The sequence below is a fragment of the Streptomyces sp. NPDC002467 genome (genome assembly GCF_042889825.1).
Classification (GTDB): Bacteria; Actinomycetota; Actinomycetes; order Streptomycetales; family Streptomycetaceae; genus Streptomyces.
Genome location: NZ_JBIARJ010000024.1, coordinates 122,634 through 132,754, shown reverse-complemented (window position 1 = coordinate 132,754; position 10,121 = coordinate 122,634). Strand labels below are relative to the sequence as shown.

Below are 10,121 nucleotides of genomic sequence, written 5' to 3'. Positions count from 1 at the left end.
GAACGGGGAGCGGCAGCGGACATGCAGAACGTGGTTGCGTTCGACGCCCTGCGGGGGCGCCCCGCCGCACACCCGACCCCGACGGCGCGGGGGTGACAGGGGGCCGACCCCGCTGAGCACCGGCGTTGGACGTTCTGCGGGGGCGCCCCGCCGCACACCCGACCCCGACGGCGTCGCGGGAGTACGGGCGGGGGTCGGCCCCGCTGGGCACCGGCGTTCGACGCTCGCGGAGGCGCCCGGCCACGCACCCGACCCCGACGGCGCGGGGGTGTCACAGGGGGCCGCCCCGTGGGGTCAGGGCCGGGGGCGCCAGGGGCGGCAGAGGGTGAGGAAGCAGGTTGTCGCCAGGAGGACGCAGGTCAGTTGGACCACGGCCATCGGGACGGCCGTGTCCTCGCCCGCGATGCCGACCAGGGGCGAGGCGATCGCGCCGACGAGGAAGGAGCAGGTGCCGATGAGGGCAGAGGCCGAGCCCGCCGCGTGCGGGGTGCGCATGAGGGCCTGGGCGTTGGTGTTCGGCAGGAGCACGCCCATCGCCGACATGAGGACGAAGAGGGCGACCGCGATCGGGGTGAGGCCCACCGTGCCGAAGACGCCCGTCGACATCAGGAGGAGGGACAGCGCTGCGGCGGTGACGATGGTCAGGCCGACGGCCAGCACCTTGTCCAGGCTGACCCGGCCCACCAGCAGCTTGCCGTTGATCTGGCCGACGGCGATCAGCCCGACGGAGTTGACGCCGAAGAGGAGGCTGAAGGCCTGGGGGGAAGCCCCGTAGATCTCCTGCACCACGAAGGGGGACGCGGAGATGTACGAGAAGAGGACGGCGAAGGAGAAGCCGCCGGTCAGGGTGTAGCCGGTGAAGACGCGGTCGGACAGCAGGCCCCGCATGGTGCGCAGGGCGGCGCCGACGCCGCCCGTCTGCCGGCGTTCGGCGGGGAGGGTTTCGCCGAGGCTGCGCCACACCGTCAGGGTGAGCGCGATGCCGATGGCGGTGAGGACGACGAACACCCCGCGCCAGTCGGAGAAGCGGAGCACCTGGCCGCCGATGAGCGGGGCGACGATCGGGGCCACGCCGGATATCAGCATCAGGGTGGAGAAGAAGCGGGCCATCTCGACGCCGTCGTACAGGTCGCGCACGACGGCCCGGGCGATGACGATCGCGGCCGCGCCGGCCAGTCCCTGGAGCAGCCGGAAGGCGATCAGGAGTTCGGCGGAGGGCGCGAGGGCACAGATGGCGGTGGCGAGGACGTAGACGACCATGCCGGTGAGCAGCGGGCGGCGCCGGCCCCACTTGTCGCTCATCGGGCCGATGACGAGCTGTCCCAGGGCCATGCCGGCGAGGCAGGCGGTCAGGGTGAGCTGGATGGTCGCGGCGGGGCTGCGCAGGGCGGTGGTGACCTCCGGCAGGGCCGGGAGGTACATGTCCATGGACAGCGGCGGGAGGGCGGTGAGCCCGCCGAGTATGAACGTGACCAGCAGGCCGGTGCGGCGTGCCGTCGTCAGGGGGACGGAGGGCGATTCGGGCGACGCGGCGCCCGAGGGGGCCGTCGAGGGGCCTCTCTCCGACATACGGGAACTCCAGTCCTCTTGTCTGTTTTTCGCACCCCTGACCGACCCATGCTCTCAGCTATCGGAACGTCCCGGGGCCGGAGCCCGGTGTGACGTAACCTGCGGCCCCATGAACGCAAGTGCCAAGAAGATCGCAGTGGTGACCGGCGCCGGCTCCGGAATCGGCCGTTCCGTGGCCCTGACCCTGGCCGCCGCCGGCTGGGCCGTGGCCGTGGCGGGCCGCCGGATCGAGCCGCTGGAGGAGACCGCGAAGGCGGCCGGCGAGGACGCCGACGTGCTGTGCGTGCCGACCGACGTGAGCGACCCGGACGGCGTGAATGCTCTGTTCGAGTCGGTGCGGGGCCGGTACGGGCGCCTCGACCTGCTCTTCAACAACGCCGGAACCTTCGGCCCGGGCGGGGTCCCGCTCGAAGACATCTCCTATGACGCGTGGCGCTCGGTCGTCGATGTCAACCTGACCGGATCCTTCCTGTGCGCGCAGGCCGCCTTCCGCCAGATGAAGGAACAGTCCCCCCAGGGGGGACGGATCATCAACAACGGCTCCATCTCCGCACACGTGCCGCGCCCCCACTCCATCGCCTACACGGCGACCAAGCACGCGATGACCGGCCTGACGAAGGCCCTGTCGCTGGACGGGCGTCCGTACCGGATCGCCTGCGGCCAGATCGACATCGGCAACGCCGCGACGGAGATGACCGAGCGGATGCAGACCGGCATCCTCCAGGCCAACGGGCAACTGGCCGTCGAGCCGGTGATGGACGCGGCCGACGTGGCGCGCACCGTCCTGCACATGGCGGAGCTGCCGCTGGAGGCGAACGTCCAGTTCGCGACGGTGATGGCGACGACGATGCCGTACATCGGGCGGGGCTGAGCAACCCCGTTGCGCGGCCGTCGGACCGCGGTCGATCATGACCGGATGACGGATACCGAAGTACTGCGCTACACCGCCTTCTCCCGGGACCCGGAGGGCGGCAACCCCGCCGGAGTCGTCCTCGACGCCGCCGGGCTCGACGCGGGCGCGATGCTGGAGATCGCCGCCGGGCTGGGCTACAGCGAGACGGCCTTCCTCACCGACCCGCCCGAGGGGCTCGGCGGTGAACCCGGCCGCGCCTTCACCGTGCGCTACTTCAGCCCGAAGGTGGAGGTCCCGTTCTGCGGGCACGCCACGGTGGCCACCGCCGTGGCGCTCGGGGAGCGGATCGGCCCGGGTGAGCTGGTGTTCGCCACCCGGGCGGGAACCGTCCCGGTGTCCGTGACCGAGTCACCCGACGGCGGGCTGCGGGCCACGCTGACGAGTGTCGAACCCCGGGTCGAGGGGATCGGCGCCGAGGACCTCGACGAGGCGCTGGCCGCCCTGGGGTGGCCGGCGGCGGACCTGGATCCGGCGTTCCCGGCCAGGATCGCCTACGCGGGCGCGCGGCACCTCGTGCTCGGTGCGGCCACCCGGGCCCGGCTCGCGGACCTCGACTACGACTTCGCCCGGCTGGAGGCCCTGATGCGGCGCCTCGACCTCGTCACGGTCCAGCTGGTGCACCGCGCGGGCCCGGCGGAGTTCCACGTACGGGACCCCTTCCCGGTCGGCGGAGTCGTCGAGGACCCGGCCACGGGCGCCGCCGCGGCCGCCTTCGGGGCGTACGCGCGCGAGCTCGGGCTGGTCCCCGAGGAGGCCGTCCTCACCTTGCACCAGGGCGAGGACATGGGCCGCCCCGGAGTGCTCACCGTGGAACTGCGCGCGGGCGACCCCCGGGTGAGGGTCGCCGGCGAGGGCGTCCGGATCGCGTGAGGGTACTGCGGTTCGCCGAGGCCGAGGTGCCCGCCGGCCTGGCCCGGCAGGTGGGCGAGTTGGAGCAGGCGGCCTGGCCGGGTTCCTCTCCCGGGCACGATCCGGCGCTGGCGCCGCGCGCCCTGCTGCTCGTGGGCGACGACGGGGTGGTGGCCGCCTCGCTGGCGCTGCTGTTCAAGGAGGTCCCGCTCGCCGGGCGGACGTACGGGGCGGCCGGGCTGAGCGCCGTGGTCACCCGGCCGGAGGCGCGCGGCCGGGGGCTGGGCGGCCGGCTGGTCCGGGCGGCCCGCGCCGAACTGGCGGCGGACCCGGCCGTGGACCTGGCGCTGTTCAGCTGCGACCGCCCGCTGACCCCCTTCTACGAGGCGGCCGGCTTCGAGGTGCTGCCCGGCACCGTGCTGGTCGGAGGCACCCCGCAGGAGCCGCTCGGCACGGACGGGCCGGGCTTCGGCAAGGAGGTCCTGGCCGCCTTCTTCACGGACACCCAGGACCGGGACCGGGCGGCCTTCACCGGGGTCCGCGTCCCGCTGTACCCGGGGCTGATCGACCGGTTGTGGTGACCGGGGGACGCGAACGGGCCGTGGTCGCCGCCGGAAAGGCGGCCTCCACGGCCCGTTCGGTCGTTCCCGTCCGTCAGCCGGCCTGCTGCTCGGCCCCCGCGGCCGCGGGCTGCGGCTTCGGGGCGGCCGGGCGCTTCGCGTCGTAGAAGAACAGCGCCAGCACCGGCACCAGGTACAGCGCCCACACCGACAGCTGGATGACCGTGGGGTCCGGCTGGAAGTTGAAGACGCCCTTGAGCAGGGTCCCGTACCAGCTGTCCGGCGGGATGGCGGAGCTGATGTCGAAGGCCTTGTCGCCCAGGCCGCCCAGGAAGCGGGCCTCCTGGAGGTCGTGGACCCCGTACGCGAGCACGCCCGCGGCCACGACGACCAGCATGGCGCCCGTCCACTTGAAGAACTTCGCCAGGTTGATCTTCAGGGCGCCCCGGTAGAAGAGCCAGCCCAGCACGATCGCCGTCGCGATGCCGAGCAGCACCCCGATCAGCGGGGCCGAGGAGCCCTCGCCGCTCGCCCGTACGGACGCCCACACGAACAGCGCGGTCTCCAGGCCCTCGCGGCCCACGGCCAGGAAGGCCGTGGCGACCAGCGCGCCGGTGCCCATGGCGAGCGCCGTGTCCAGCTTGCCGTGCAGCTCGGCCTTCAGGTGCCGCGCGGTGCGCTTCATCCAGAAGACCATCCACGTCACCAGGCCCACCGAGATGATGGAGAGGCTGCCGCCGAGCAGCTCCTGCGCCTCGAAGGTCAGCTCCTGGGTGCCGAATTCGAGCATCGCGCCGAAGGTGAGCGAGAGCGCGCAGGCGATCCCGATGCCGAGCCACACGGGACGCAGGGCGTCCCGGCGCTCGGTCTTCACCAGGTACGCGACGAGGATGCAGACGACCAGGCTGGCCTCCAGCCCCTCGCGCAGGCCGATCAGATAGTTGCCGAACACGGCGGTGGTTCCTCTCCGGGAGCTCCGGGACCTACGGGCGGTACGACGACGGGGACTACGCGAACAGCGTCCGGCCCCACCAGTCGTCCTTGTCGCGGACGCCCGGCGGGACGGCGAAGATCGCCGAGCTCACGTGCTGGATGTACTCGTTCAGTGCGTCGTTCTTCGACAGCCGGCGCTGGAGGGGGATGAAGCCCTTGCGGACGTCCCGCTGGTAGGCGATGAAGAACAGGCCCGCGTCGAGGCGGCCCAGCCCGTCCGTGCCGTCGGTGAAGGAGTAGCCGCGGCGCAGGATGGTCGCGCCGTCGTTGCTGTCGGGGTGCGCGAGGCGGACGTGCGAGTCGGGCTTCATCGCCTTCAGGAACGGCTCGTCACGCTCCTTCGACTTGCCGACCGGGGCGCCCTCGCCCTTGTCGCGGCCGAAGATGTCCTCCTGCTCCTGCAGCGGGGTGCGGTCCCACGTCTCGATGTGCATCCGGATGCGCCGGGAGACCAGGTACGAGCCGCCGGTCATCCAGTCGCTGCCGTCGCCGGCGCCGACCCACACGTGCTTGTCCAGGGCCGCGTTGTCGGTGCCCGAGATGTTCCGGGTGCCGTCCTTGAAGCCCATCATGTTGCGCGGGGTCTGCGCGTCCGGCGTGGTCGACGAGGTCTTGCCGAAGCCGAGCTGCGACCAGCGCACCGCGACCTTGCCGAAGCCGATGCGGGCCAGCTGGCGGATCGCGTGCACGGCGACCTGCGGGTCGTCGGCGCAGGCCTGGACGCAGATGTCGCCGCCGGAGCGGGCCGCGTCGAGGTTGTCGCCGGGGAACAGCTCCAGGTCGACCAGCGCGTCGGGGCGCTTGCCCTCCAGCCCGAACCGGTCCTTGGCGAACAGGCCCGGCCCGAAACCGATGGTCAGGGTGAGGCGGGAGGCCTTCAGGCCCAGGGCCTCGCCGGTGTCGTCCGGCGGGGCCTCCGGGAGACCGCCGAAGCCGCCCTCGCCGACCGGCAGGCCGGCCGTCATGCGGCGGGCCGCCTCGGTCCAGTCCTTCAGGAGCTTGATCAGCTCGTCACGGCTCTTCGTCTTCACGTCGAAGGCCGCGAAGTGCAGACGGTCCTGCACGGCGCTCGCGATGCCGGCCTGGTGATCACCGTGGAACGGCACGGCCGCACCGGCCGCGGCCGCCGAGACCATGTCCGAACCGCCGCCGAACGCGGCCGCCGCACCGCCCGCCGCGGCCGCGCCGAGCGCGAGCCCGGCCCCGCCCCAGCCCAGGACGGCACGCCGCGAGGGCGTGGTCGCGGCCGTGGACCCGTCGGTCTCCTGCTGCTCCGGCTGCTGCGGCTGCTGCGGCTGCGCCGCCGACTCGGACTCGCTCATGGTGGTCTCCCGCCTCCTTCGACTCTGCCGTGACTTACTTCGTGACCGCGGCGGCGAGCTTGGACAGCGGCTCACCGAGGGCGGAGACGGCGTCGGAGAGCTCCTTGCGCTCCGCGTCGCCGACCTTGTCGTAGGAGGTGAAGTCGTAGGACGCCTTGTCGGCGCGGTACTTGTCGAGCAGGACCGACATTGCCGCGAACTGGGTCTCCAGCTGCTTGGTGAGCTCCGCGTCGGACTTCGAGACGATCGGCTTCAGGACCTCGAAGGCCTCCTGGGCGCCCTCGACGTTCGCCTTGAAGTCGACGAGGTCGGTGTGGGAGTAGCGCTCCTCCTCACCCGTGACCTTGCCGCTGGCGACCTCGTCGAGGAGCTCCTTGGCGCCGTTCGCGATGGAGCTGGGGGTGATCTCCGCCGAGCCGACCTTCTTCTGCCAGTCGGTCAGGTCCGTGATCAGGGTGTCGGCGAGCTTCTTGTCGTTGTCGTCGATCTTGTTGTCGGCCCACAGGGACTTCTCCAGGCGGTGCCAGCCCGTCCAGTCCTTCGCCGGGTCCTGGCCGGCCTCCAGGCCGTCCTCGCGGACATCGACCTTGGGGTCGATGTCACCGAAGGACTCGGCGACCGGCTCGGTGCGCTCCCAGCCGATGCGGGAGGCGGCGTACAGCTTCTTCGCGGTCTCGATGTCGCCGGCCTTGACGGCGTCGGCGAAGGCCTGCGCCTTGGGGAGGGTCTCCTCGGCCTGCTTGACCACGTACGCGCGGTACGCGGCGACGGCGGCGTCGGCCTCGGGGCTGCGCTTCTCGGCGGCGGCGCCCTTGCCGGTGGCCTTGACCTTCTGGGTGATGCCGTCGCCCTTCATGCCGGGCTTGCAGACGATCTCGTAGTCGCCCGCCTTGATCTCGGCGGTGATGGAGGCCTTGGTGCCGGGGCCGATGTTCTCGCGCTCGGTCACGATGCGGGCGTCCGGGAACAGGACGTAGACCTCGGTGACCTTGGAGCCCTTGTTCTCGACGTCGATCGTGACCTTGCCCGCCGGGAACTCCTTCTTCGACACGTCGCAGGCGCTGTCGGAGGCCGCCACCTTGATCGCGCCGTTGCCGCCCGCGTCGCTCTTCTGGGAGCAGCCGGTGACGGCGGTCAGGGCGGCCGCCACGGAGGCGGCGGCGATGACGGTGAGGCGGGCGGGGCGCATGCGGGCTCCTGGGCGTCGGACGAATCGGGCCGTCCCAAGGGGGAGAGGCCGGTGAGGCGGACCTAACTTAACCGAGGCTTACCTGACCAATACCCACTCGTCCAGTGATTCAGCTCTCACCTTTCGGCCACGGACACGACGCCATTACGGCCACTCCATGGCGGCCCCATGGAAAGGTCAAGTGAAGGTCAAGTCGTGGTGACCGTTCCGTACTGCGGAATCCGCCGTTCCTCCGTACGGGAACCGGGGGTGGGGCCGGTGTGACGGGTGGGGCGGCGGAGGTTCGTCGCGGTGCGCCGCCGCTCGGCCCCGCGGGGCGGGTGACGGCCGTGCTTGAATGCCCGCGTGAACGATCTCGACGTGTTGAAGGTCTTCTGTGCGGGCGACGGCCGTTTCGGCAACCTGCTCGGTGTCGTACGCGACGGCCGGAGCTGCCCCGACGACGCGTCACGGCAGGCCCTCGCCGCCGAACTCGGCTACAGCGAGACGGTCTTCGTGGACGACCCCGAGCGCGGGATCGTCGACATCCGCACCCCCGGCACGCGGATGTCCTTCGCCGGGCACCCGCTGGTGGGCCTCGCCTGGCTGCTGGACATCGAGGAGCTCCAGCCGCCGGTCGGCTCCGTGTGGGCCCGTGACGACGGGGAGTTCACCTGGATCACGGCCCGCCCCGAGTGGGTCGAGGGCAAGCGCACCGAGCAGTTCGCGTCCGTCGCCGAAGTGGAGGCGCTGCCCGCCCCGCCGCCGGGCGAGGGCTGGCTGTACGCGTGGGCCTGGGAGGACGAGACCGCGGGCCGGGTACGGGCCCGCGGCTTCCCGCGCCGCCCCGACGGGGTCATCACCGAGGACGAGGCCACAGGCTCGGCCGCGATCCTGCTGACCGCCGAGCTGAACCGCGCCCTGAACATCACCCAGGGCGCGGGCTCCCAGATCCTCACGGCGCCCGGCCCGGACGGCACGGTCGAGATCGGCGGCCGCGTCCGCTTCGCGGCGCACCCGGGCGGGGGCCCGACCGGCCTCTGAGGTGCGGGGTCCCCGGAGGGATCACGCGCTGAGCGGGAACTGTTCGCCCAGCTCGCGGAAGACGGCGCCGTTGAAGTCGAAGGCGCGCTTGCACTCGTCGATGATGCGCTGCTTCTCCAGGTCGTCCGCGGCGATCGCGTCCAGCAGTTCGCGGTAGACGCGCTTGAAGGCGGCCGGGTTGGAGATGTCCGCGAAGACGTAGAAGCGGACGCCGTCGCCCTTGCGCTCGAAGCCCCAGGTGCGCTCCGCCTTGTCGCGGATGATCTGGCCGCCGGAGAGGTCGCCCAGGTAGCGCGTGTAGTGGTGGGCGACGTACCCGCCCGGCCATTCGGCCGCGCACTCGGCCACCCGGGCGGCGTACGCCTCGGTCGCGGGCAGGGCCGAGACCGAGGAGCGCCAGTCGGGGCCCAGCAGGTGGGCGAGGTCGCGCTCGATCTCGGCGACGCGCATCAGCTCGGGCCGGATGAACGGGCCGGCGACCGGGTCGTCCCCGAGGGACTCGGCGGCGTCCTCCAGTGCCCGGTACACGAACCACAGCTGTTCGGTGTAGCGGGTGTAGGCGTCGACCCCGAGCCGTCCGCCCAGCAGGTCGCTCATGAAGGTCGAGGTCTCCGCTTCGGTGTGCTGCTGGTGCGAGGCGACGCGGATGACCGTAGAGAAAGCGTCCAAGACCGACCTCCAGGAAGCGGAAACAGGCGTGACGGCGAGGCCGCCACGCCTGATCCTCCTGCTTAGGTTCGCCTAAGTCAACGGGTTCCCGACGCCTTGTCGGTAAAAAAGGGAGCCGCCGCGGCGGACCACTAGGGCAGGGTCAGGATCTCCGCCCCGGTGTCCGTCACCACCAGGGTGTGCTCGAACTGCGCGGTCCGCTTGCGGTCCTTCGTGACGACGGTCCAGCCGTCCGCCCACATGTCGTACTCGTGGGTGCCCAGGGTCAGCATCGGCTCGATGGTGAAGGTCATCCCGGGCTCGATGACGGTGGTGGCGTGCGGGCTGTCGTAGTGCGGGATGATCAGGCCGGAGTGGAAGGACGAGTTGATGCCGTGGCCGGTGAAGTCCCGGACCACGCCGTAGCCGAAGCGCTTCGCGTACGACTCGATGACCCGGCCGATGATGTTGATCTGGCGGCCCGGCTTGACGGCCTTGATGGCCCGGTTCAACGACTCGCGGGTCCGCTCCACCAGCAGCCGCGACTCCTCGTCCACCTCCCCGCACAGGTAGGTGGCGTTGTTGTCGCCGTGGACCCCGCCGATGTACGCGGTCACGTCCAGGTTCACGATGTCGCCGTCCCGCAGGACGGTGGAGTCGGGGATGCCGTGGCAGATGACCTCGTTGACCGAGGAGCACAGGGACTTCGGGAAGCCCCGGTAGCCGAGGGTCGACGGGTAGGCGCCGTGGTCGCACATGTACTCGTGCGCGACCCGGTCCAGCTCGTCGGTGGTCACCCCCGGGGCGATCAGCTTGGCGGCCTCCTCCATCGCCTGGGCGGCGATCCGGCCGGCGATGCGCATGGCCTCGATGGTCTCGGCCGACTGCACCTCCGGTCCGGTGTACGGCGTGGGCATGGGCTTGCCCACGTACTCGGGCCGGCGGATGTTTCCGGGAACGGAACGGGCGGGAGAGAGCTCGCCTGGTACGAGCAGCGACTGGCCAGACATGCATGCGAGTGTATCCAGCGGGGATGGGGCAGCATGGCGGCAGAG

The 10,121-nt window shown here is 71.6% G+C and carries 10 protein-coding genes; 4 read left to right on the top strand and 6 right to left on the bottom strand.

What is annotated here, in order from left to right; translation table 11 throughout:
• Nucleotides 1–294: 294 nt before the first annotated feature.
• Complete coding sequence (locus ACFYYJ_RS35995) at nucleotides 295–1,569, bottom strand: Bcr/CflA family multidrug efflux MFS transporter (RefSeq protein ID WP_385357854.1); 1,275 nt, start codon at nucleotides 1,567–1,569, stop codon at nucleotides 295–297.
• A 109-nt stretch (nucleotides 1,570–1,678) separates the two neighbouring features.
• Here ACFYYJ_RS35995 and ACFYYJ_RS35990 point away from each other — a divergent pair, with 109 nt between their 5' ends.
• From ACFYYJ_RS35990 to ACFYYJ_RS35980, 3 genes are read left to right on the top strand one after another with little or no spacing between them, the layout of a single operon-like run.
• The gene (locus tag ACFYYJ_RS35990) at nucleotides 1,679–2,440 is read left to right on the top strand and encodes an SDR family oxidoreductase (RefSeq protein WP_385357857.1); all 762 of its coding nucleotides are present in this window, start codon (nucleotides 1,679–1,681) and stop codon (nucleotides 2,438–2,440) included.
• Nucleotides 2,441–2,485: 45 nt separating this feature from the next.
• On the top strand, nucleotides 2,486–3,352 hold the full coding sequence (locus tag ACFYYJ_RS35985; RefSeq protein WP_389138479.1) for a PhzF family phenazine biosynthesis protein: 867 nt from the start codon (nucleotides 2,486–2,488) through the stop codon (nucleotides 3,350–3,352).
• A complete protein-coding gene (locus tag ACFYYJ_RS35980) occupies nucleotides 3,349–3,912 on the top strand; it encodes a GNAT family N-acetyltransferase (protein ID WP_385128090.1) in 564 nt (187 codons plus the stop codon). Before ACFYYJ_RS35985 ends, ACFYYJ_RS35980 begins: the two co-directional genes overlap by 4 nt.
• A 73-nt stretch (nucleotides 3,913–3,985) precedes the next feature.
• Here ACFYYJ_RS35980 and efeU read toward each other — a convergent pair whose 3' ends face one another.
• Genes efeU through efeO form a run of 3 tightly spaced genes read right to left on the bottom strand, consistent with a single transcriptional unit; the run spans nucleotide 3,986 to nucleotide 7,395 of the window.
• A complete protein-coding gene (gene efeU, locus ACFYYJ_RS35975) occupies nucleotides 3,986–4,843 on the bottom strand; it encodes an iron uptake transporter permease EfeU (protein WP_385128091.1) in 858 nt (285 codons plus the stop codon).
• A gap of 55 nt (nucleotides 4,844–4,898) precedes the next feature.
• Complete coding sequence (gene efeB, locus ACFYYJ_RS35970; RefSeq protein WP_389138474.1) at nucleotides 4,899–6,206, bottom strand: iron uptake transporter deferrochelatase/peroxidase subunit; 1,308 nt, start codon at nucleotides 6,204–6,206, stop codon at nucleotides 4,899–4,901.
• 34 nt (nucleotides 6,207–6,240) lie between these two features.
• Nucleotides 6,241–7,395 carry an iron uptake system protein EfeO gene (gene efeO, locus ACFYYJ_RS35965; RefSeq protein WP_385357867.1) on the bottom strand — a complete coding sequence of 385 codons (1,155 nt, stop codon included), beginning with the start codon at nucleotides 7,393–7,395 and terminating at the stop codon, nucleotides 6,241–6,243.
• A 345-nt stretch (nucleotides 7,396–7,740) separates the two neighbouring features.
• Between efeO and ACFYYJ_RS35960 the strand changes: the two genes are divergently transcribed.
• On the top strand, nucleotides 7,741–8,418 hold the full coding sequence (locus ACFYYJ_RS35960; protein ID WP_385128094.1) for a PhzF family phenazine biosynthesis protein: 678 nt from the start codon (nucleotides 7,741–7,743) through the stop codon (nucleotides 8,416–8,418).
• A 21-nt stretch (nucleotides 8,419–8,439) separates the two neighbouring features.
• Here the strand turns inward: ACFYYJ_RS35960 and ACFYYJ_RS35955 are convergent, their stop codons facing one another.
• On the bottom strand, nucleotides 8,440–9,087 hold the full coding sequence (locus ACFYYJ_RS35955) for a heme oxygenase (biliverdin-producing) (RefSeq protein WP_385128095.1): 648 nt from the start codon (nucleotides 9,085–9,087) through the stop codon (nucleotides 8,440–8,442).
• A gap of 131 nt (nucleotides 9,088–9,218) precedes the next feature.
• Nucleotides 9,219–10,076, bottom strand: a complete 858-nt coding sequence (gene map / locus ACFYYJ_RS35950; RefSeq protein ID WP_385128096.1) for a type I methionyl aminopeptidase — start codon at nucleotides 10,074–10,076, stop codon at nucleotides 9,219–9,221.
• Between the last annotated feature and the right edge of the window lie 45 nt (nucleotides 10,077–10,121).

What these genes read in the sequence shown, in the direction of transcription:
- ACFYYJ_RS35990 (WP_385357857.1), top strand. Translation starts at nt 1,679, where the DNA reads ATGAACGCAAGTGCCAAGAAGATCGCAGTGGTGACCGGCGCCGGCTCC.
- ACFYYJ_RS35995 (WP_385357854.1), bottom strand. Translation starts at nt 1,569, where the DNA reads ATGTCGGAGAGAGGCCCCTCGACGGCCCCCTCGGGCGCCGCGTCGCCC.
- efeB (WP_389138474.1), bottom strand. Translation starts at nt 6,206, where the DNA reads ATGAGCGAGTCCGAGTCGGCGGCGCAGCCGCAGCAGCCGCAGCAGCCG.
- map (WP_385128096.1), bottom strand. Translation starts at nt 10,076, where the DNA reads ATGTCTGGCCAGTCGCTGCTCGTACCAGGCGAGCTCTCTCCCGCCCGT.
- efeO (WP_385357867.1), bottom strand. Translation starts at nt 7,395, where the DNA reads ATGCGCCCCGCCCGCCTCACCGTCATCGCCGCCGCCTCCGTGGCGGCC.
- ACFYYJ_RS35985 (WP_389138479.1), top strand. Translation starts at nt 2,486, where the DNA reads ATGACGGATACCGAAGTACTGCGCTACACCGCCTTCTCCCGGGACCCG.